We start from the raw sequence: 21,528 nt of genomic DNA, 5'->3' as shown, positions 1-21,528 counted from the left end.
CTTTGTCGGAGGCTTTCGTTGGCAACCGCAGAACTCGCAGGAAAACACCTCGTCCTCGGCATGACGGGCGGCATTGCCTGCTATAAGATCGCCGAACTCACGCGTCTGTTGACCAAGGCCGGCGCGACCGTGCAGGTCGTCATGACCGAAGCGGCCACGCAGTTCATCACCCCCGTTACGATGCAGGCGCTGTCCGGCCGGCCGGTCTACACGAGCCAGTGGGACGCTCGTGTGCCGAACAACATGGCGCATATCGATCTCTCGCGTGAAGCCGACGCGATCGTCATTGCGCCCGCCTCCACCGACTTCCTCGCCAAACTTGCGCACGGCATGGCCGACGACCTGCTGTCGACGCTGTGTGTCGCGCGCGATTGCCCGCTGCTCGTTGTGCCGGCGATGAACCGGCAGATGTGGCAAAACCCGGCCACCCAACGCAACGTCACGCAGTTGCGCGCGGACGGCATCGAAGTGCTCGGCCCCGATTCGGGTCCGCAAGCCTGCGGCGAAGTCGGCGACGGTCGCATGCTCGAAGCGGCCGCGACTTACGAAGCGATCACGTCATTCTTCTCGCCTAAGATCCTGTCCGGCCGTCGTGTGTTGCTGACCGCCGGCCCGACCTTCGAGCCGCTCGATCCGGTGCGCGGCATCACCAATCGTTCGAGCGGCAAGATGGGCTTTGCGCTGGCGCGCGCCGCGCAACAAGCCGGCGCCGAAGTACATCTGATCGCCGGCCCCGTCGCGCTGGAAACGCCGTGGGGCGTGTTCCGCCAGGACGTGCAAACCGCGCAGCAAATGCACGACGCGGTGATGCGCTCGGTCGCGGACGCCGACATCTTCATCGGCGTGGCCGCGGTGGCCGACTGGCGCGTCGATCACGCCAGCGAACACAAGATCAAGAAGACCGCCGAGCGCGCACTGCCCACCTTCACATTCGTCGAGAATCCGGACATCCTGGCAGCGGTCGCCAAGCTGCCGCATCCTCCGTTCGCAGTCGGCTTTGCAGCGGAAAGCGGCGACCTCGAAGTGCACGGTGAAGAAAAGCGCGCGCGCAAGAACGTGCCGCTCCTGATCGGCAATCTCGGCCCGCTCACTTTCGGTCTCGACGACAACGAGGTCATTCTGTTCGAAGCAGGCGGTGCAACCAAACTGCCACGCGCCGACAAGCAGACGCTCGCGCGCGCCTTGATCGTGGAAATTGCCAGGCGTCTGCCCGACACAAGTCTGATCCGCTAAAGCTGCGCGAGGCGGCGCAAGCTGCGTTCGCCGCGCGCGCCTTTAGCGCACCGAATTATCTGGAGCAGTACTGACATGACGCTACTTTCCGTGCTCGATCAAACGCCCGTGATCGGCGGGCACTCAGTGGCGGACGCAATTGCCGCCACCGTCGAACTCGCGCAGCTGGCTGACGATCTCGGCTACACGCGCTACTGGTGCGCCGAGCATCACGGCTTGCGCGGCGTGTCGAACCCATGCCCCGAGGTCATGCTGGCGCGCCTCGGCAGCGTCACCCAACGCATTCGGCTGGGCTCCGGCGGCGTGATGCTGCCGTACTACAGCCCGTTCAAGGTCGCCGAGCAGTTCATGATGCTCGAGGCGTTATTCCCGAATCGGATCGATCTCGGCGTAGGCCGCGCTCCAGGCGGCGACATGCAAACAGCGCAGGCGGTCGCAGCCGGCGCCTACAACCGCGGCGACATTTTCCCGCAGCAGGTTGCCGATCTCGTCGGCCTGATGCACGGCACATTGCCCACCGATCACATTGCGCACGGTGTACTGCTGCAGCCGCAGATTGCTACACGCCCGCAACTGTGGATGCTCGGCTCGAGCGAATTCGGTGGCCTCCTGGCGGCACAACTCGGTATCCGCTTTGCGTTCGCGCATTTCATCAACGCGCATTTCGGGCACCAGGTGGCGCTTGCCTATCGCGAGCGCTTCAAAGCCAGCCTGGAAACGCAACAACCCTATCTCGCCGCCGCTGTCTTCGCGATTTGCGCAGACACGGAGCAGGAAGCCGCCGATCTGGAAAAGGCCGTCGACCTGCGTCGCGTGCAAATGGCCTATGGCCTGAACGAGCCGATCCCGACAATCGAACAAGGCATCGCGCAAGAATACGGCGAACGCGAGCGACTGGTGATCGACCGCGAGAAACCGCGCAGTATCATCGGCACGCCAGAAACCGTCACTGAACGGCTGCATGCCTTGCAGGAGCAGTTCCAGGCCGACGAATTGATCGTGCTCACCGTAGCGGGCAGCTATCGCGCCCGGCTGCGCTCCTATGAACTTCTCGCCGACGCGTTCGAACTCGGACGCCCGGACTCCACTCCTTAAACCTTCGACCCTGCATGAAACTCGACCTGAAGATTCTCGATGCGCGCATGCGCGAACAACTCCCGGCCTACGCAACCACCGGCAGCGCGGGCCTCGACCTGCGCGCCTGCCTCGACGAACCGTTGACCCTCAAACCCGGCGAAACCGCACTGGTGCCGACGGGTCTGGCGATTCACGTCGGCGATCCGGGTTATGCGGCGTTGATTCTGCCGCGTTCGGGTCTGGGTCATAAGCACGGCATTGTGCTCGGCAACCTGGTCGGGCTGATTGATTCAGATTATCAAGGGCAACTGATGATTTCGACGTGGAATCGCGGCACAACCACGTTCGTGCTGAATCCGATGGAGCGCCTCGCGCAACTGGTCATCGTGCCCGTCGTGCAGGCCGAGTTCAACATCGTCGACGATTTCGAAACCAGCGAGCGTGGCGCGGGTGGATTCGGCAGCACCGGCAAGCACTAAGCGTATCGATAAGCGTTGAAGCTTCGCTTGCTTCCAACTAGCAACAAGCGTTTCGCACAACGCAAAAAGCAGAACGGCGCGGGGTTCAACCCGCGCCGTTCTGCTTTCAGATGAGACTGAAACGCTTACTCGACCGACTTATTCAACCTCGACCGCTTCCGGATTCGGATTACGCGGTGCCGGATGCTCGTCGAAGGTCAACTGCACCTTGTCTTCCGCATCCACGTCGACCGTCACGCGGCCGCCGTTCATCAGCTTGCCGAACAGCAACTCGTCGGCCAGCGCACGACGGATCGTGTCCTGGATCAGACGTTGCATCGGCCGCGCACCCATCAACGGATCGAAACCGTGTTTCGCAAGGTGAGCACGCAGCGCGTCGGTGAAGAGCGCGTCGACCTTCTTCTCATGCAACTGATCTTCCAACTGCATCAGGAACTTGTCGACCACGCGCATGATGATTTCTTCATCGAGCGAGCGGAAGCTGATCGTTGCGTCCAGACGGTTACGGAACTCCGGCGTGAACATGCGCTTGATGTCGACCATTTCGTCGCCGGTTTCCCGACGATTCGTGAAGCCGATCACCGCCTTGCCCATTGCCTCGGCGCCCGCGTTCGTCGTCATGATGATGATGACGTTGCGGAAATCCGCCTTGCGGCCGTTGTTGTCCGTCAGCGTGCCGTGGTCCATCACCTGCAGCAGCACGTTGTAGATGTCCGGATGCGCCTTCTCGATTTCGTCGAGCAGCAACACGCAATGCGGCTTCTTCGTGACAGCTTCGGTCAACAGACCGCCCTGGTCGAAACCGACATAGCCCGGCGGCGCGCCGATCAAACGGCTCACCGCATGACGCTCCATGTATTCCGACATGTCGAAGCGAATCAGCTCGATCCCCAGCGTGAACGCCAGTTGCTTCGCCACTTCCGTCTTGCCGACGCCCGTGGGGCCGGAGAACAGGAACGCGCCGATCGGCTTGTCCAGCTTGCCCAGGCCCGCACGCGCCATCTTGATCGCGGCCGACAGCGCGTCGATGGCCGGGTCTTGCCCGAACACCACGCTCTTCAGATCGCGATCCAGCGTTTGCAGCTTGCTGCGATCGTCTTGCGACACGCTTTGCGGCGGGACGCGAGCAATCTTCGAGATGATTTCTTCGATCTCGTTCTTGCCAATGGTTTTCTTCTGCTTCGACTTCGGCAGGATGCGTTGCGCAGCACCCGCTTCGTCGATCACGTCGATCGCCTTGTCCGGCAGATGACGATCCGTGATGAAGCGTGCCGACAATTCAGCCGCCGCCGACAGCGCGCCCGACGAATACTTCACGCCGTGGTGCTCTTCGAAGCGCGACTTCAGGCCACGCAGGATCGCCACCGTCTGCTCGACGGTCGGCTCGGTCACGTCGACCTTCTGGAAACGGCGCGACAATGCCGCGTCTTTTTCGAAGATGCCGCGATATTCCGTGAACGTCGTCGCGCCGATGCACTTCAAAGTGCCCGACGACAACGCCGGCTTCAGCAGATTCGATGCGTCCAGCGTACCGCCCGACGCAGCACCCGCGCCGATCAGCGTATGAATTTCGTCGATGAACAGGATTGCGTGCGGACGTTCCTTCAATTCCTTGAGGACCGTCTTCAGGCGTTGTTCGAAGTCGCCGCGATATTTGGTGCCGGCGAGCAGCGCGCCCATGTCGAGCGAATACACCTGCGCATCCGCCAGAATATCCGGCACTTCGCCGCGCGTAATGCGCCAGGCGAGCCCTTCGGCGATCGCGGTCTTGCCGACGCCGGCCTCACCGACCAGCAGCGGATTGTTCTTGCGGCGACGGCATAGCACCTGGACCACGCGCTCGACTTCCGACTCGCGCCCGATCAACGGGTCGATGCGGCCGTCTTTCGCCATCTGGTTCAGGTTCTGCGTGAACTGGGCGAGCGGCGTTTCCTTCTGCGCGGCGGCTTCGTCGGACTCGGCATTCGCGTCGCTCGCTTTCGCGGCGTCCGTGCTGCTGGTCTTGGCAATGCCATGCGAGATGAAATTCACCACATCCAGACGCGTCACGCCCTGCTGTTGCAGGTAGTACACCGCATGCGAATCCTTCTCGCCGAAGATCGCCACCAGCACATTCGCGCCGGTCACTTCCTTCTTGCCATTCGAGGTGGATTGCACATGCATGATCGCGCGCTGGATCACACGCTGGAATCCCAGCGTGGGCTGCGTGTCGACGTCGTCCGTGCCTGGCACGGTCGGCGTGTTGTCATGAATGAAGTTGCGCAGGTTCTGGCGCAGATCCTCGATATTGGCCGCGCATGCACGCAACACCTCCGCCGCTGTTGGATTGTCCAACAGTGCCAGCAAAAGATGTTCGACCGTTATGAACTCGTGCCGCGCCTGGCGTGCTTCCATGAACGCCATGTGCAGGCTGACTTCCAGTTCCTGGGCAATCATGCTTCCTCCATCACACACTGCAGCGGATGCCCGGCCTGCCGTGCGTGGGTAACGACTTGCTCGACTTTGGTCGACGCGATGTCCCGCGTATAGACCCCACAAACTCCCCTGCCCTCGCGATGCACCTTCAACATCACCTGCGTTGCGGTTTCACGATCTTTATTGAAATATTCCTGCACGATCATCACGACAAATTCCATTGGCGTGAAGTCGTCATTCAGCAGCACTACCTTGTACATGGAAGGCGGCTTCAGCTTCTTTTCCTGCCGCTCCAGTACGGTGCCGTCCTGCTTGTCCGGGATAATCGCCATACACCCATTCTAAACAACTAGGACAGGCCCGCAATCCTGTCAAAACCCAGCCGACCGGCCGGTGAGCCCGTTCGCTCCCGCCTGATGGGTAAATACCCCAAAGCGGTGCGTCATTCGACGAGCCGATTGCGGAGCCGGCCCCTATCCTGTGATGCGTCGCGGCCGTGCTGCGCCGCAGTCGGATCGAGTATCGCACAACCTGCCCATGCTGGCTGACGGCACGCCCCCGGCCAGCGGACGGTGTGCGACCCGCAGAACAGCATGTGAGTCGATTATGCGACTTTTCAAGACAGCACGCTTGGGCAACCGCACATAAGAAAACAAAAGCGGGAAAAACCCTGGAAAACGCCTGTTTGCAACGCGACAACGACGTCTCAAAATTTTCTTGACACTCGAATAAAGAGCCTCAACAATCAAGCTGGCACTTTTTTCACTGCGCCATAAATCGAAAAAATGCCGATGGTGAGCTTGTGAGGAGGGAGCGGCTGCATCGCGCGGTCGTCGAGCTTTTCGAGGGCTCGTGGTAGTGACATGAGTTACAGGGGAAGTTGGAATGGCAACTGGTACGGTCAAATGGTTCAATGACGCAAAAGGTTTCGGATTCATCACGCCTGACGAAGGTGGTGAGGATCTGTTTGCACACTTCTCGGCCATCCAGATGAATGGGTTCAAGACCCTCAAGGAAGGTCAAAAAGTAACCTTCGAGGTCGTGCAAGGCCCGAAAGGCAAACAGGCATCGAACATCCAGGCACCTGCCTGAACCTGTTCGTTACCCGTCCTTTTGAAACCCGGCTTCATGCCGGGTTTCTTTTTTTGGGCGGCACATTCTGATTTACGGCAAATCGTGACCATTGCTTGAGGCGGGGATAACGCGAATACCCAAATATCGGACACCCGTCTCTCTTTCCGAACGCTTTCGATGCTCAACCGCTGCCGCCGGCCGTAAAAAAACCCCGGCCGCCTTACGGCGCCGGGGTTTTGACTCAGGCTGGAAAAACCAGCGCGAATCACTTACATATTTTCGATCAACACCTGGCCAAAGCCCGAGCAGGACACCTGCGTCGCGCCTTCCATCAAGCGCGCGAAGTCATAGGTGACCCGCTTTTGCAGAATCGACTTTTCCATCGACTTGATGATCAGGTCGGCCGCTTCAGTCCAGCCCATGTGACGCAGCATCATTTCAGCCGAGAGAATTTCCGAACCCGGATTTACGTAGTCTTTGCCGGCGTACTTCGGCGCCGTGCCGTGGGTGGCTTCGAACATCGCGACCGAATCCGACATGTTCGCCCCCGGCGCAATCCCGATACCGCCGACTTGCGCGGCCAGCGCGTCTGAAATGTAGTCGCCGTTCAGGTTCAGCGTGGCGATCACGTCGTATTCCGCCGGACGCAGCAGGATCTGCTGTAGGAACGCGTCCGCAATCACGTCTTTCACCACGATGTCACCACCCGTTTTCGGGTTCTTGATCTTCATCCACGGACCGCCGTCGATCAGCTCCGCGGCGAATTCCTTCTGCGCCAGCGCATAACCGTAGTCGCGGAACGCGCCTTCGGTGAACTTCATGATGTTGCCCTTGTGCACCAGCGTGACCGAGCGGCGATTGTTGTCGATCGCATACTGGATCGCCTTGCGCACGAGGCGCTCCGTGCCTTCGCGCGACACCGGCTTGACACCGATCCCCGAGGTTTCCGGGAAGCGGATCTTCTTCACACCCATTTCTTCGCGCAGGAACTTGATGACCTTCTTCGCATCTTCCGACCCGGCAGGCCATTCGATGCCAGCATAGATGTCTTCCGAATTCTCGCGGAAGATCACCATGTCGATCTTTTCGGGTTCACGCACCGGTGAAGGCACGCCCTTGAAGTACTGCACCGGGCGCAGGCAGACATACAGATCGAGTTCCTGACGCAGCGCGACATTCAGCGAGCGGATGCCGCCGCCGACCGGCGTGGTGAGCGGACCCTTGATCGAGACGACGTATTCCTTCAGCACCTGCAGCGTTTCTTCCGGCAGCCACACGTCCGGGCCGTACACCTTGGTCGACTTTTCGCCGGCGTAGATTTCCATCCAGTGGATTTTCTTTTTGCCCGCGTAGGCTTTTTCTACCGCGGCATCCACCACTTTCAGCATCACCGGCGTGATGTCGAGGCCCGTTCCGTCGCCTTCGATATACGGAATGATCGGCTGGTCGGAAATGTTGAGCGAGAAATCTGCGTTGACGGTGATCTTGTCACCGCCGGTCGGAACCTTGACGTGCTGGTACGGCATGATCGGACTCCAGTGAAGGCTGTGCTGAAAGCTGATGGGAGACTGCGGAAACTGGGTGCTCCTCGCTACGCAATGCCGGACGCCTGCGAGCGGCCTGGTCGTCTATTCTAGCCCACGCTGACGCAGGCCCGAGTCCGCATACGGCTCGGGGTTTTCCAACATTGTCGAAAATCAAAGTTAGCAACGCCGCTTACTCATCTATCTTATATAAGACATAAGACTTGGCGTGGCTCATTATGCATTATTATTCCGCCATTTACTACCGAGCAGCGCCCTTCCTGGCCTGCGCGGCACGCTCCCGCCGCCGCTCGACCTTCATTGATTCCTCTATGCGACTTCTCGCCCTGAACAAACCGTTCGGCACCATCTGTCAGTTTTCGCCGCACGAAACGCGGGCGTCGCTGGCCGACTGGGTGAAAGTGCCCGGCATCTATCCGGCGGGCCGGCTCGACTCCGATAGCGAAGGGCTGCTACTCCTCACCGACGACGGCGCGCTGCAGGCACGCATCGCGGAGCCGCGTCACAAACTTGTCAAACGTTATTGGGCACAGGTGGAAGGCGCAGTCGACGATGCCACCTTGAAGAAGCTCGCGCGCGGCGTCGATCTCGGCGACTACGTGACGCGGCCCTGCCGCGCCGAATACGTCGAGCCGACCGACTCGCTCTGGACCCGCAGGCCGCCGATCCGCTATCGCGCAGCGATTCCGACCACATGGATCGAATTGTCGATCACGGAAGGCAAGAACCGCCAGGTGCGACGCATGACCGCCGCGGTGGGTTTCCCCACATTGCGTCTCGTGCGCGCCGGTATCGGCGCACTCGATATTTTTTCGCTCGGGCTGCAGCCAGGAGAAAGTGTCGAATTGCCGCTAAAGGCCCCATGGGATGGCATCGCCTGAGCGATTTGCATGCGCGCCATGTCTGCACGGAACCTGCGTCGACCCGCTATTTCGACCGGCATCGAAAAAGCTAACTCGTTGTATCCGCAAACAAAATAGCGCGTGAAACCAATATGAAAAACGCGTGAAACAATTGCGCTCACGATCGCTCTGCAGCCATTCATTTGCTTCAGCACGTTGGCATATAAATTTTCCACGAAATTCACGTCAACCGGTGCGCGAGCTCACGCGTTATTCGACGCAGATGCCGCCCGAAGCTATCCGGCATTCAGCCTTAAGGGCCTTTGCACACGCCGCTCTGGCGGTGAGTACGGGGAGTCTGAGCGCTAAGCAGACGCGTCGAGAAAAATGTTCGATGCGGCTGTCAACCGAAAGGTGGATGGCACGTTTACCGACATGACTCTACATATAACCGGGTCATTTGGTTAATCAACTAAAGCTGAGGATTTACAAAATGAACAAACTGATCGCCGCTCTGGTCGCTGGTCTCTTCGCAACGGCAGCATTCGCACAAGCTTCGGCACCGGCAGCAGCTTCGGCAGCTCCGGCAGCAGCAGCTTCGTCGGCAAAGAAGACCACGAAGCACGCTCACAAGAAGTCGCACAAGAAGGCAGCAGCAGCAGCTGCAGCTTCGGGCGCTTCGGAGTAAGTTTGTTGTAAAAACGCAGTCAAGAACTAGCTTCATTGCCGTTCTTACGGCGTTGAAAGGCAGATCACCGCAAGGCGATCTGCCTTTTTGTTTTTGACGCGCTCGCGTAACATTCGCGAGTTAAATTCCAGCAAGGAGTCATGCCGTGCGATTTCCCATGCGCTCGTTGATTGCGCGTTTCGCTGTTGCCGTTGCACTGCCGCTCGCCGCGATGTCGTTCGCCGCGACCACCGCTGCCCCCGCTCATGCGCAACAGATGCCGGCCGGTGCGAAGCAGCCCGGCGACTTTCCGCGCGCAAAGCTGACCGCGGGCATGTTCGTGATCGACGCAGCCGTCGCCGCTAACGACGCCGATCGCGAACAAGGTCTGATGTATCGCACGAACCTCGCGCCGAATGAAGGCATGCTGTTCGTCTTCAATGAAACCGCCGTGCATTGCTTCTGGATGAAGAACACGTTGATCCCGCTGTCGATCGCGTTCATGCGCGCCGACGGCACGGTCACCGACATCGACGAGATGCAGGCCGAGACCACCAACAATCACTGCCCGAAGAACAACGGCGTGTATGCGTTGGAAATGAGCAAGGGCTGGTTCTCGTCGAAAGGCATCAAACCGGGCATGAAGATCCAGGGCCTGCCGGCCGCGCAATAAAGGCGCGTCGACCACGACGACACCCTGCCGATTCTTCAGCAGCCGCTTTTGAAAAAAGCCGGTGCCTTTCGCGAGGCACCGGCTTTTTCCATTCGGCGCGGGGCAGGCGATGCGCGGCAGCACGCGGCGGAGGCCGGCGGCGTCGCGCGAGCCCATACCAGCAGGCCTTCACACGCAGCTGGCAAGATTCCTGCAAAAGACAGGCCGACGCGCTATCCTAGTATTCTTGGCAAAGCAGCATCCAAGGCTCCCCGGGCGGCACAGACTGCCGCCCGGCAAGCGTTTCAGGCGCGCCATTTCAAGGAGGTTCACGTGCCCCGCAAGACTCCCATCGAGCGCTACCGGAATATCGGCATTAGCGCTCACATCGACGCCGGCAAAACCACCACCACTGAACGCATCCTGTTCTACACAGGCGTGACCCACAAGATCGGCGAGGTTCACGACGGTGCTGCGACGATGGACTGGATGGAACAGGAGCAGGAGCGCGGCATCACGATCACATCGGCTGCCACGACTGCTTTCTGGAAGGGTATGGCCGGCAACTATCCGGAACACCGGATCAACATCATCGACACCCCGGGTCACGTCGACTTCACGATTGAAGTTGAGCGCTCGATGCGCGTGCTCGACGGCGCCTGCATGGTGTACGACTCGGTTGGCGGCGTACAGCCGCAATCCGAAACCGTGTGGCGTCAGGCGAACAAGTACAAGGTGCCGCGCATTGCGTTCGTCAACAAGATGGACCGCGTCGGCGCGGACTTCTTCCGTGTGCAGCGGCAAATCGGCGATCGCCTGAAGGGCGTCGCGGTGCCGATCCAGATTCCGGTCGGTGCGGAAGATCACTTCCAGGGCGTGGTCGACCTCGTCAAGATGAAGGCGATTTACTGGGACGAAGAGAACCAGGGCATCAAATTCGAGTACCGCGACATTCCGCCCGAGCTCGAGGCTACCGCGAAGGAATGGCACGACAAGATGGTCGAGGCCGCCGCTGAAGCGAGCGAGGAACTGCTCGACAAATATCTGCATGGCGGCACGCTGACCGAAGAGGAAATCAAGCACGGTATTCGTGTGCGTACCATCGCCAACGAGATCGTGCCGATGCTGTGCGGCAGCGCGTTCAAGAACAAGGGCGTGCAGGCCATGCTCGACGCGGTGATCGACTATCTGCCCTCGCCGCTCGACATCCCCGCGATTACCGGTCACGACGAGCACGACAACGAAATCGAGCGGCATCCGAAAGACGACGATCCGTTCTCCGCGCTCGCCTTCAAGATCATGACCGACCCGTTCGTGGGCCAGCTGATTTTCTTCCGCGTGTATTCGGGCGTGGTGAATTCGGGCGATACCGTCTACAACGCGACCAAGGAAAAGAAGGAACGCCTTGGCCGGATCCTGCAGATGCATGCGAACGAGCGCAAGGAAATCAAGGAAGTCTACTGCGGCGACATTGCCGCGGCAGTCGGTCTGAAAGAAGCGACCACGGGCGACACGTTGTGCGATCCGCAACACGTGATCATTCTGGAAAAGATGATTTTCCCGGAACCGGTGATTTCGCAGGCCGTCGAGCCGAAGACCAAGGTCGACCAGGAAAAGATGGGCATCGCGCTCAATCGTCTGGCGCAGGAAGACCCGTCGTTCCGCGTGCAGACGGATGAAGAATCCGGCCAGACCATCATCTCCGGCATGGGCGAATTGCACCTGGAGATTCTGGTCGACCGGATGAAGCGCGAGTTCGGCGTCGAGGCGACCGTCGGCAAGCCGCAGGTGGCTTACCGCGAAACCGTGCGCAACAAGGTCGAAGACGTCGAAGGCAAGTTCGTCAAGCAGTCGGGCGGCCGCGGCCAGTACGGCCACGCGGTGATCACGCTCGAACCGTCGGCGCAAGGCAAGGGCTACGAATTCGTCGACGCGATCAAGGGCGGTGTGATTCCGCGTGAATACATTCCGGCAGTCGACAAGGGCATTCAGGAAACACTGAAGGCCGGCGTGCTGGCGGGCTATCCGGTGGTCGACGTGAAGGTGACGCTAACCTTCGGTTCGTACCACGACGTCGATTCGAACGAAAACGCGTTCCGCATGGCCGGCTCGATGGCGTTCAAGGACGCGATGCGCAAGGCCAAGCCGGTGCTGCTCGAACCGATGATGGCCGTCGAAGTGGAAACACCGGAAGACTTCATGGGCAACGTGATGGGCGATCTGTCGAGCCGTCGCGGCATGGTGCAAGGCATGGAAGACATCGCCGGCGGTGGCGGCAAGCTGGTGCGCGCCGAAGTGCCGCTCGCGGAGATGTTCGGCTATTCGACGTCGCTGCGTTCGGCAACGCAAGGCCGCGCGACGTACACGATGGAGTTCAAGCACTACGCTGAAACGCCGAACAACGTCGCGGAAGCCGTGATCAACGCGAAGCATAAATAAGCGCTACGGGTTGCAACACGCCATGTGCTGCAACCCGAAATCGAATGCGACGCAATGAAGGCAGACAGCAAAAGGCCCATCCCCTGTGGATGGGCTTTTTTTTCGTCCGCGACGCCGCCTGCGGCAGCCGGCAACACACACGTTTTTGAACGTGCAAAAATGCCAGACGGCGCCGTGCTGACCGCCCGGAATAACGCCCACGAGGAGACGCACCATGAGCCAGGATCACGAACACCCGCACTACAAGGACGAGCAACCGGCGGCGCCAATCGATTGGCGCGAGCACGGCGTCAAGGTCATCAAGGGCGACCAGCTCGACAGCAATACCGCGCAAACGCCGGGCATGAATCGCGCGGCGGCGATCAACGCGGCGCGCGTCGGCGCGCAGAAAATCTGGGCCGGCACCGTGACGATCCATCCGAATGCGAAGACCGGCGCGCATCATCACGGCACGCTCGAAAGCGTGATCTACGTGGTGCGAGGCCAGGCACGCATGCGCTGGGGCGAGCACCTCGAGTTCACCGCCGAAGCCGGTCCGGGCGACTTCATCTTCGTGCCGCCTTATGTGCCGCATCAGGAAATCAACGCAAGCACCGACGATCCGCTCGAATGCGTGCTGGTGCGCAGCGACAATGAAGCGGTGGTGGTGAATCTGAATATCGACGCGGTGGAAGCCCCGGAAACGGTCTTCTGGGTCGATCCGATTCACAAGCATCCGCACGATCACTAAACCTCTTTCACGCAACCCATGACGCCGACCGCCTCGCTGCGCCCTCGCCTCATCACGCTGTATGCCGTCCTGATCGCCGCCAATCTCGGCGCATGGGCGTGGGCGCTGATCGCGTTTCGCCACTATCCGCTGCTGCTCGGCACCGCGCTGCTCGCCTATGGCTTCGGTCTGCGCCACGCGGTGGATGCGGACCACATCGCCGCGATCGACGCCGTGACGCGCAAGCTGATGCAGGCGGGCAAGCGGCCACTCGGCGTGGGCCTGGCATTTTCGCTGGGCCATTCGACGATCGTGATCATGGCGACGATCGGCATTGCGTGGACCGCGCACTCGCTGCACGGTCGCTTCGAGACCTTCAAGGCGGTAGGCGGCCCGATCGGCACCATCGTCTCGGCGGTGTTTCTGCTGGTGCTGGCGTGCGTGAACCTCGTGATTCTGCGCGACGTGTGGCGCCGCTATCGCCACGTCCAACGCGGCGGCGAACTCGCTGCTGAAACGTCGGCAAACATCGCGCCCGCCGGTCTGTTGTCGCGCGCATTGCGGCCGATGTTCCGGCTCGTGACGAAAAGCTGGCACATGTACCCGGTCGGCGTGCTGTTCGGCCTCGGCTTCGATACCGCGACCGAGATCGGCCTGCTGGCGATTGCCGCGTCCGAAGCCGGCAAAGGACTGCCGCTGTATTCGATCCTCGTGTTCCCGGCGCTCTTCACCGCGGGCATGACGCTGGTCGATTCGACCGACAATGTGCTGATGGTCCACGCCTACGGCTGGGCCATGGACGATCCGAAGCGCAAGCTCTACTACAACGCGAGCATCACGTTCGTTTCGGCGGTGGTGGCGATCGTCATTGGCGGCGTCGAAGCGCTGGGACTGCTGTCGGACAAACTCGGTTTGAACGGCGGTGTTTGGGACGCAGTGGGGAGTCTCAACGAGCACTTCGGCGCGCTAGGCTACGGCATCGTCGCAACCTTCATGGCGTGCTGGATCGGCTCGGTACTGTTCCATCGCTGGCGCCGCGCCGACACGGTTGCGCGGTAAATCCAGTTTGCCTACGCGGAGGATCGGTAAGGTTTCCACGGCGGCGACGGCGTAACGGCAATTTCCGCGCTGCGGCATCGTGCGCTTCGCGCAGGCCGGGCGAGACAGCCCACGAGCGTTGTCGTGACGACACACGCCGGCCCTTTTATACGCCAAACGGAGACCGGACCGCGCTGCAAGCGCGCCGAACCGGCGGGCAATCGCTTACACTGAAATCGCTTTTCAGCACTGCAGCGCGCTGCAGCTTTTCGTCATTGCAATAAGTCGCCTTGTCGCGCGTATCCGGCGCGGCCCTTCAGAACCGACAGCAGAACGGACTGGACACTCCATCGATGAAGACTCCCGCGGACCGATTTCTCGAACTCGACCTAGCCCGCCGCACCGCCGACGCCTACGGCAATCACGCTATCGACGAATTCATCGCCGGCCGCATCACGCGCCGCGATCTGCTGCGCTATGCGAGCGTGATCGGTTTGTCGCTGGCTGGCGGCGGTGTGCTGAATGCGCCGCGAGCCCGCGCGCAAGGCGCGCCGAGTCCGTCTAACCAGACAATCCGCGTCGCCCACCTGACGCCGGCCGGCGCAGTCGATCCACTCACCGTGAACGATGCCGCGAGCCTCGCGCTGCTGAACCAGACCGGCGAGTTCCTGATCGACGACGACGGCGAAAAACTCATGCTGAAGCCGGCGCTCGCCTTGTCGTGGAAGGCGAACGACAAGGGCGACGTGTGGACCTTCGCGCTGCGCCCGAACGTCAAATTCCACGACGGCCAGGCGTTCACCGCCAAAGACGTCGTCGCCACCTTCGATCGCCTCGCCGATCCGGCAAGCGGTTCGGCGGCGCTCTCGGTGTTGAAGGGCGTGCTGTCGAAAGGCGGTGCGAAGGTCGTCGACGAGCACACGGTCGCCTTCCATCTCGATGCGCCGAACGGCAACTTCCCGTATTACGTTTCCTCGGACAATTTCAACGCTGTGATCCTGCCCGCGAACTATGCGGGTGGTTATGAAAAGAGCTTCATCGGCACCGGTCCGTTCAAGCTCGAAAAGTATCAGGCGAAGGTCGGCGCCTCGTTCGTGCGCAATCCGGACTACTGGGGCGACAAAGCGTTACCGCAACGCGTACAGTTCTCGTTCTACGCCGACGAACAGGCGCAAATGCTCGCGCTGCAAGGCCATCAGGCCGATGTAATGGGCACGTTCACTGTGCAGGGCGGCGCCGGCATTCTGAACAATCCGGACTACAAGGCAATCGGCGTGAAGTCGAGCGCGCATCGCCAGATTCATATGCGCAACGACAACCCGCTGTTCAAGGACAAGCGCGTGCGCCAGGCGCTGGCGTTATCGCTCGATCGCGACGTGCTGGTGCGAGGGCTGTTCAAGGGCCGTGCGCAGATCGGCAACGACAGCCCGTTCGCACCGGTATTTCCGTCTTCCGATGCAGGCGTCGCGCAACGCAAGATCGACATCGCGAAGGCGAAGCAACTGCTTGCGCAAGCGGGTGTGCCGAACGGCTTCGACGTCACGCTGACCACCGAGAAGTACATGGAAATTCCCGATCTTGCGGTGGTTGTGCAGAACGCAGCGAAGGCGATCGGCGTGCGCATCAATCTGAAGGTGGAGAGTCAGTCGCTGTACTACGGCGCGGGCACACCGGGCAAATCGGATTGGCTCGACTCGCCGCTCGGCATCACCGATTACGGTCATCGCGGCGTGCCGAACGTGTTTCTGAACGCGCCGCTTACCAGCACCGGCACGTGGAACGCCGCGCACTTCAAGAACCCGCAATACGATCAACTGGTCGCGCAGTTCGTCGCGGCGGTCGACCTCAGCACGCAGAAGAAAATCTCCGGACAGATCCAGACGCTGCTGCTCGATGAAACGCCCGTGATCATTCCGTTCTTTTACGATCAGTTGATCGCGATGCGCAAGGGTGTGAACGGCGTGCGCTTTACCGCGCTCGCGCAACTCTATTTCGACCGCGCGGTGTTGAGCGCGTGATGTGGATGCAAAAGCGGTGAACGCGAAAGCAGTGGGCGCGAAAGCCATTGAAAGCATGAGCGCACGGCACTTCTTCGGCAGGAGATCACAATGTCGACCACGGTGACCCCTTCCGCCTCTCCGGTCCCCAGCGGCAACGCCGGCCGTGTCGCGCGATTTCTGGCGACGCGGGTCGGTTTGTCGCTGATTACGCTGTGGCTGCTGTCCGTGATTGTGTTCGCGGGCGGCCAGTTGCTGCCTGGCGATATCGGCCGCGCGGTGCTCGGGCCGCTCGCCGATGCGCGCGCGGTCGCCGCGCTCAATCATCAGCTCGGCGCGGACCGGCCGCTCATGACGCAATACGTCGAGTGGATCTCGCATTTCGTGCGCGGCGACATGGGACTCTCCTATGCGTACCGTGAACCGGTTGCGCCGTTTATCGCCGACGCCCTGGCGCATTCGGCCAAGCTCGGTCTGCTCGCGTTTATCGTCGTCGTGCCGCTCGGCATTGCGGGCGGTGTCTGGTCGGCCATGCACGCGGGACGCTGGCTCGATCGCACCATCAGCATCGCCGGTTTGTCGGCGACCGTCGTGCCGGAGTTCGTCTCGTCGATCGTGCTGATTCTGGTGTTCGGCGTGTGGCTGCGTTGGTTGCCGATCGAAGCGTCGTATCCGCCCGAAGCGAACGCGCTCGAACAATTGCGGCATCTGATTCTGCCGGTGCTGCCGCTGGTGCTGGTGTTCTTCGGCTACATCGCGAGAATGGCGCGCGCGGGCACCGTGGAAGCGCTCGATGCGGACTACACCCGCACCGCGATTCTCAAAGGCTTGCCGCGCCGTACCGTGATCTGGCGGCACGTGTTGCGCAACGCGCTGCTCCCGACCATCACCGTCGCCGCCACGCAGCTCGGCTATATGATCGGCGGCCTCGTGGTGGTCGAGACGCTGTTCCACTATCAAGGTATCGGCTCGCTGATCTACAACGCCGCCAAGGCCAAGGATTTTCCGATGCTCGAAGCGGGCGTGCTGACGATCGGCGTGATCTACACCGTCGCCAACCTCGCCGCCGATGCACTGCATATCCTGCTCAATCCGCGACTGCGAGTGAGGAGCGCCGAATGAGCACCATCGTTCCGCCGGCCGCGCCGCCCGCGCCACGCCCGGCTACTGAACCGCGCTTCGACCAGTTGCGCGTGCTGCTGCGCTCGCCCACGTTCGTGGTCGGCGTGTTGATCGTTGGATGGTGGGTCGTTTGCGCCATCGCCGGGCAATGGATCGTGCGAATCGACCCGTATGCCTCCGATCCGCTCAATTCGCTCACGCCGCCCGATGGCACGCATTGGTTTGGCACCGATCAACTCGGCCGTGACGTGTTCTCTCGAGTGATTGTCGGCGCGCGCGACATTCTGACCATCGCGCCTTTGGCGACCCTGCTTGGCACGGTCGCGGGCACTGCGCTGGGATTGATCGTCGGTTACTTCGAGGGCTGGGTCGATAACGTCGTGGGCCGCGCAATCGACGCCGTGCTCGCGCTGCCGCTCGTGATCGTCGCGTTGCTCGCGCTGGCCGCGGTCGGCGCATCGAACTTCACCGTGATTCTCGTCATTGGCATTACCTTCACGCCGATCACCGCGCGTACGGTACGCGCCGCCGTGTTCGCCGAACGGCATCTGGACTACGTCGCCGCCGCGCAACTGCGTGGCGAACGCGCGCCGTACATCATGTTCGCCGAGATTCTGCCGAACGTGCTGCCGCCGATCATCGTCGAGGCGACCGTGCGGCTCGGGTATGCCATTTTCGCGGTCGCCACGCTGTCGTTTCTTGGTTTCGGCATTCAACCCCCTTCGGCCGATTGGGGCCTCGCGCTGTCCGAGTCGTACACGCTGATGGCGGGTGGCGCATGGTGGACCGTGGTGTTCGCCGCCGGCGCCATCGCTTCGCTCGTGGTCGGCGTAAATCTGATCGCCGATAGCGTGCAAGGAGTACTCGACCGATGAACGGCCCGCCGCCCGCCTCGTTCCCCGCCTTCGACGTCTCGAAGAGCGATCGCACGGATGCGCTGACCGTCGTCGGCCTGACGGTCACGTACCGGATGCGCGGACGTGATCGTGAAGTGCTGCAGGACGTCTCGTTTCGCGTGCGGCGCGGCGAAGCGTATGGCCTCGTCGGCGAATCGGGCTGCGGTAAATCGACGGTCGCAATGGCGGCACTGCGCTATCTGCCACGTAACGGCAAGGTGAAGGCCGGCAAGATCATCATCGCCGGCCAGGACGTGCAGAAGCTCGACGCGGACGCGTTACGCACGATGCGCGCGAACGCGATTTCGATGGTCTATCAGGACCCAGGCCGCGCGTTGAATCCGTCACTGACGATCGCACGGCAAGTCACGGAAGCCTTCGAAGCCGCCGGCGTCTCGCGCGACGAAGCCGTGCGGCGCACGGTCGAGATACTGCAGCGGGTGCGCATTGCTGCACCCGAACGCGTGATGGACAGCTATCCGCATCAGTTGTCGGGCGGCATGCAGCAACGCGTGGTGATCGCGATGGCGCTCGCCTCAAATCCGGCCTTGCTGATTCTCGACGAACCGACCACCGGCCTCGACGCCACCGTCGAAGCCGAAGTGCTCGATCTCGTGGCGCAACTGCGCGAAGAACTCGGCACCGCGGTGCTGTTCATCAGCCACAATCTCGCGGTGATTGGCCGGATGTGCGAGCGCGTCGGCGTGCTGTACGCGGGCAAGCTGGTCGAGGAAGGCGCCACCCAGGACGTGTTCGCACGGCCACGTCATCCTTATACGGTCGGACTGCTGCGCTGTTTGCCGACCACGGGACGCAGCAAGGACACCGAGCGGCTCGACACCATCGCGGGCAATTTGCCCTTGCCCGGCTCGGTCACGCAAGGCTGCATTTACGCCGACCGGTGCCGGCTCGCCGACGACCGCTGCCGTCGTGAAGCACCGCCGCCCTATCGCGTGAGTGCCGCACACGGCGATCAGATGTCGCGCTGCCATTACCACGAACGCGCAATCGAACTGCCGCGTGCGTCCGCGGAAGGACTGCCTCTGCATGGCGATGCGTTGCGTGAGAGCGAGCCCCCTGCTCTCGTGCTGCGCGCGGAAAAACTCTCGAAGACATTCCACGTATCCGGCGCTCCGCTGCGCGCGGTCGACAACGTTTCGATCGATCTCGCCAGTGGCGAAACGCTCGGCCTTGTCGGTGAATCCGGCAGCGGCAAGACAACGCTCGCGAAACTGATGCTCGGCCTGCTCACACCGGACGCGGGCAGCGTGCTCGAACTCGACGGGACGCCTCTCGCCGCGCGCGTCACGCGACGCAACGACGAGCAGGTCAAGTCGCTGCAGATCGTGTTCCAGAATCCGGACTCGGCGCTCAATCGCGCGCATTCGGTGAAGCGGCTGATCGGTCGCGCGTTGTCGCGACTCACCGCACTGCGCGGCGCCGCCATCGACGAACGACTCGCTATGTTGACAGCAGCCGTGCGTTTGCCCGAACGCTATCTCGGCTCGCGCACGCGTCAGTTGTCCGGCGGACTCAAGCAGCGCGTGGCGATCGCGCGCGCGTTTGCCGGTGAGCCGCGCGTGGTGGTTTGCGACGAACCCACGTCCGCGCTCGACGTCTCCGTGCAGGCCGCGATCCTCAACCTGCTCGCCGATCTGCAACGCGAGCGCGGCGTGAGCTACGTGTTCATCTCGCATGACCTGCATGTGGTGCGCTATCTGTCGGATCGCATCGCAGTGCTGTACCTCGGCCGGCTGCTGGAGATCGGACCGGCAGCCGCGGTTTTCGGCGGACCGCATCATCCCTACACCGAAGCGCTTCTGTCTTCGGTGCCGACCCTCGACGCCCACGACAACACCGCCCGCATACGGCTGTCCGGCGATCTGCCGAGCGCCGCATCGCCGCCGTCCGGTTGCGTGTTCCACACGCGCTGCCCGCGCAAACTCGGAGCGATCTGCGAGCAGGAAGACCCGCCCTTCCTCGAAGCCGGCAGCGGTGACGCGGGTCAGCCGTCCGCGCATCGCATCCGCTGTCATATCCCCGTCGACGACCTGCGTGTACTGCAATTCGCCGCGCGCGACAACGCCGGCAAGGTCTCCGGCAGCGGCTCGGAAAACACACCGGAAAACGCCGCGCGCAACGAATAACGCGCAATAAGGCGACTTTCCGGCCACGCGTTTCATCATCGAAACATTTTCCTGCGTTTTTTCCTCGCGGCCATCGCACACCCCTATCCGACGCCCGTCGCCGCAAGGCTTTGCGGACCGTGGCATGGATATCGCTAAGTACTGTCCAGACATTCGAATCCAGAAGAGATCGGAAGAGAGCCTGAGAGCGCCGCTTACGCGAATCGCAGTGACAAGAAGCGATACGTGACGAAGCGCGTTTGAACGGTATCGGCTGAAGCGCACGCAAGCGTTTGTCAGCAAACCGGCTACGGCGCCGGGAAGACAGTGATGGTGTTTGACTTGCATCCGCAAAACAGACTCGGGGGACGGCGAGGCTCGCGTTCAGACAGGCCCGGCGTCGGCGATTCAGCGTGGGAGATGGCGGCAGCGAGGTGTCGGCGTCCCCTCGGGAGAGACGTGATGAAAACCACAAAATTCAATCAGTACTACTTCGGGGTACTACGGAGTACGGCAATCGCGGCGGGCGTAGCTTTGCTGATCACCCAGGTCGCGTATTCGGCGTCGACGGATGCGGTCCCCAAGTTGATGACGGTTGCCGATGCACCGCTGCCTGCAAGCGGCGCGCACGCAGCGACGCAAAGCGTGCAGGACGACAGTTCGGCGGCGGGCGCAGCGGCGACTGGCACCGCGCCTGATGAACCGACCGCTGCCGACGACGCAGCCATTGTGTTCAGTCCGCGCGATTGCACAACCACCAGTATCGGCGGGTGCACGCAGCATCGCGGCGGCAACGGCGCGGCGAGCGCTGGCAGCGGTGGCGCAGGTGCGAGCGGTAATGGCGCCGGCGGCGCAGCGGGCTCGGGCAGTGGCGGCGGCAAGGGTAACGGCAGCGGTAGCGGCGGTGGAAGTAGCGGCGGTGGTAGCAGCGGCGGTGGCAGCAGCGGCGGTGGCAGCAGCGGTGGCGGCAGCAGCGGTGGCGGCAGCAGCGGTGGCGGCAGCAGCGGCGGTGGCAGCAGCGGCGGTGGCAGCAGCGGCGGTGGCAGCAGCAGCGGTGGCGGAAGCAGCGGTGGCGGAAGCAGCGGTGGCGGAAGCAGCGGCGGTGGCAGCAGCGGCGGTGGCAGCAGCGGCGGTGGCAGCAGCGGTGGTGGCAGCAGCGGCGGTGGCAGCAGCGGCGGTGGCAGCAGCGGCGGTGGCAGCAGCGGCGGTGGCAGCAGC

Annotated in this window: 18 protein-coding genes; 15 read left to right on the top strand and 3 right to left on the bottom strand. The window is 62.0% G+C overall.

Annotation, left to right across the window (positions count from 1 at the left end):
* Positions 1–18 precede the first annotated feature (18 nt).
* The 3 genes from coaBC (at position 19) to dut (ending at position 2,789) form a co-directional block, all read left to right on the top strand.
* Positions 19–1,233 carry a bifunctional phosphopantothenoylcysteine decarboxylase/phosphopantothenate--cysteine ligase CoaBC gene (gene coaBC, locus M0D66_RS05395; RefSeq protein WP_054042649.1) on the top strand — a complete coding sequence of 405 codons (1,215 nt, stop codon included), beginning with the start codon at positions 19–21 and terminating at the stop codon, positions 1,231–1,233.
* A 75-nt stretch (positions 1,234–1,308) separates the two neighbouring features.
* The gene (locus M0D66_RS05390; protein ID WP_266209264.1) at positions 1,309–2,328 is read left to right on the top strand and encodes an LLM class flavin-dependent oxidoreductase; all 1,020 of its coding nucleotides are present in this window, start codon (positions 1,309–1,311) and stop codon (positions 2,326–2,328) included.
* Between the two features lie 14 nt (positions 2,329–2,342).
* A complete protein-coding gene (dut, locus tag M0D66_RS05385; protein WP_054042650.1) occupies positions 2,343–2,789 on the top strand; it encodes a dUTP diphosphatase in 447 nt (148 codons plus the stop codon).
* 138 nt (positions 2,790–2,927) lie between these two features.
* On the opposite strand, the gene clpA is transcribed toward dut, so the two are convergent.
* Together clpA and clpS are read right to left on the bottom strand one after the other, a co-directional pair.
* The gene (gene clpA, locus M0D66_RS05380; RefSeq protein ID WP_074282414.1) at positions 2,928–5,225 is read right to left on the bottom strand and encodes an ATP-dependent Clp protease ATP-binding subunit ClpA; all 2,298 of its coding nucleotides are present in this window, start codon (positions 5,223–5,225) and stop codon (positions 2,928–2,930) included.
* Positions 5,222–5,536, bottom strand: coding sequence for an ATP-dependent Clp protease adapter ClpS (gene clpS / locus M0D66_RS05375; protein ID WP_006050100.1), 315 nt, complete (start codon positions 5,534–5,536; stop codon positions 5,222–5,224). Before clpS ends, clpA begins: the two co-directional genes overlap by 4 nt.
* A 553-nt stretch (positions 5,537–6,089) precedes the next feature.
* Between clpS and M0D66_RS05370 the strand changes: the two genes are divergently transcribed.
* On the top strand, positions 6,090–6,296 hold the full coding sequence (locus tag M0D66_RS05370) for a cold-shock protein (RefSeq protein WP_007180614.1): 207 nt from the start codon (positions 6,090–6,092) through the stop codon (positions 6,294–6,296).
* 251 nt (positions 6,297–6,547) lie between these two features.
* On the opposite strand, the gene icd is transcribed toward M0D66_RS05370, so the two are convergent.
* The gene (icd, locus tag M0D66_RS05365; RefSeq protein ID WP_266209242.1) at positions 6,548–7,804 is read right to left on the bottom strand and encodes an NADP-dependent isocitrate dehydrogenase; all 1,257 of its coding nucleotides are present in this window, start codon (positions 7,802–7,804) and stop codon (positions 6,548–6,550) included.
* A gap of 329 nt (positions 7,805–8,133) precedes the next feature.
* On the opposite strand from icd, the gene M0D66_RS05360 reads away from it, so the two are divergent.
* From M0D66_RS05360 to M0D66_RS05310, 11 genes are all read left to right on the top strand, one after another.
* A complete protein-coding gene (locus M0D66_RS05360; RefSeq protein ID WP_266209241.1) occupies positions 8,134–8,703 on the top strand; it encodes a pseudouridine synthase in 570 nt (189 codons plus the stop codon).
* A gap of 454 nt (positions 8,704–9,157) precedes the next feature.
* The gene (locus M0D66_RS05355; protein ID WP_011489640.1) at positions 9,158–9,352 is read left to right on the top strand and encodes a hypothetical protein; all 195 of its coding nucleotides are present in this window, start codon (positions 9,158–9,160) and stop codon (positions 9,350–9,352) included.
* A 145-nt stretch (positions 9,353–9,497) separates the two neighbouring features.
* The gene (locus M0D66_RS05350) at positions 9,498–10,004 is read left to right on the top strand and encodes a DUF192 domain-containing protein (protein WP_093638877.1); all 507 of its coding nucleotides are present in this window, start codon (positions 9,498–9,500) and stop codon (positions 10,002–10,004) included.
* A 312-nt stretch (positions 10,005–10,316) separates the two neighbouring features.
* Positions 10,317–12,422 carry an elongation factor G gene (gene fusA / locus M0D66_RS05345; RefSeq protein WP_093638874.1) on the top strand — a complete coding sequence of 702 codons (2,106 nt, stop codon included), beginning with the start codon at positions 10,317–10,319 and terminating at the stop codon, positions 12,420–12,422.
* 214 nt (positions 12,423–12,636) lie between these two features.
* Positions 12,637–13,152 (top strand): cupin domain-containing protein, encoded by a 516-nt coding sequence (locus M0D66_RS05340; protein WP_266209240.1) that lies wholly within the window; start codon positions 12,637–12,639, stop codon positions 13,150–13,152.
* A gap of 18 nt (positions 13,153–13,170) precedes the next feature.
* Positions 13,171–14,190 carry a HoxN/HupN/NixA family nickel/cobalt transporter gene (locus M0D66_RS05335; RefSeq protein WP_211702023.1) on the top strand — a complete coding sequence of 340 codons (1,020 nt, stop codon included), beginning with the start codon at positions 13,171–13,173 and terminating at the stop codon, positions 14,188–14,190.
* A gap of 332 nt (positions 14,191–14,522) precedes the next feature.
* Positions 14,523–16,187 carry an ABC transporter substrate-binding protein gene (locus M0D66_RS05330; protein ID WP_211705881.1) on the top strand — a complete coding sequence of 555 codons (1,665 nt, stop codon included), beginning with the start codon at positions 14,523–14,525 and terminating at the stop codon, positions 16,185–16,187.
* Between the two features lie 90 nt (positions 16,188–16,277).
* Positions 16,278–17,288, top strand: a complete 1,011-nt coding sequence (locus M0D66_RS05325) for an ABC transporter permease (RefSeq protein ID WP_266209239.1) — start codon at positions 16,278–16,280, stop codon at positions 17,286–17,288.
* Positions 17,285–18,163, top strand: a complete 879-nt coding sequence (locus M0D66_RS05320) for an ABC transporter permease (protein ID WP_154565861.1) — start codon at positions 17,285–17,287, stop codon at positions 18,161–18,163. The genes M0D66_RS05325 and M0D66_RS05320 overlap by 4 nt, the downstream gene beginning before the upstream one ends.
* Complete coding sequence (locus M0D66_RS05315) at positions 18,160–20,331, top strand: ABC transporter ATP-binding protein (RefSeq protein ID WP_266209238.1); 2,172 nt, start codon at positions 18,160–18,162, stop codon at positions 20,329–20,331. Before M0D66_RS05320 ends, M0D66_RS05315 begins: the two co-directional genes overlap by 4 nt.
* A gap of 441 nt (positions 20,332–20,772) precedes the next feature.
* A partial coding sequence (locus M0D66_RS05310; protein ID WP_301772802.1) for a hypothetical protein occupies positions 20,773–21,528 on the top strand: 756 nt, incomplete at its 3' end.

The organism is Paraburkholderia sp. SECH2 (assembly GCF_030464795.1).
Classification (GTDB): Bacteria; Pseudomonadota; Gammaproteobacteria; order Burkholderiales; family Burkholderiaceae; genus Paraburkholderia; species Paraburkholderia aspalathi.
This window is presented reverse-complemented; position numbering and strand designations above follow the sequence as displayed.

Coding starts and splice junctions, on each gene's coding strand:
- dut (WP_054042650.1), top strand. CDS start 2,343: ATGAAACTCGACCTGAAGATTCTCGATGCGCGCATGCGCGAACAACTC.
- icd (WP_266209242.1), bottom strand. CDS start 7,804: ATGCCGTACCAGCACGTCAAGGTTCCGACCGGCGGTGACAAGATCACC.
- M0D66_RS05355 (WP_011489640.1), top strand. CDS start 9,158: ATGAACAAACTGATCGCCGCTCTGGTCGCTGGTCTCTTCGCAACGGCA.
- M0D66_RS05340 (WP_266209240.1), top strand. CDS start 12,637: ATGAGCCAGGATCACGAACACCCGCACTACAAGGACGAGCAACCGGCG.
- M0D66_RS05390 (WP_266209264.1), top strand. CDS start 1,309: ATGACGCTACTTTCCGTGCTCGATCAAACGCCCGTGATCGGCGGGCAC.
- M0D66_RS05325 (WP_266209239.1), top strand. CDS start 16,278: ATGTCGACCACGGTGACCCCTTCCGCCTCTCCGGTCCCCAGCGGCAAC.
- M0D66_RS05315 (WP_266209238.1), top strand. CDS start 18,160: ATGAACGGCCCGCCGCCCGCCTCGTTCCCCGCCTTCGACGTCTCGAAG.
- M0D66_RS05330 (WP_211705881.1), top strand. CDS start 14,523: ATGAAGACTCCCGCGGACCGATTTCTCGAACTCGACCTAGCCCGCCGC.
- M0D66_RS05360 (WP_266209241.1), top strand. CDS start 8,134: ATGCGACTTCTCGCCCTGAACAAACCGTTCGGCACCATCTGTCAGTTT.
- M0D66_RS05320 (WP_154565861.1), top strand. CDS start 17,285: ATGAGCACCATCGTTCCGCCGGCCGCGCCGCCCGCGCCACGCCCGGCT.
- M0D66_RS05335 (WP_211702023.1), top strand. CDS start 13,171: ATGACGCCGACCGCCTCGCTGCGCCCTCGCCTCATCACGCTGTATGCC.
- clpA (WP_074282414.1), bottom strand. CDS start 5,225: ATGATTGCCCAGGAACTGGAAGTCAGCCTGCACATGGCGTTCATGGAA.
- M0D66_RS05370 (WP_007180614.1), top strand. CDS start 6,090: ATGGCAACTGGTACGGTCAAATGGTTCAATGACGCAAAAGGTTTCGGA.
- clpS (WP_006050100.1), bottom strand. CDS start 5,536: ATGGCGATTATCCCGGACAAGCAGGACGGCACCGTACTGGAGCGGCAG.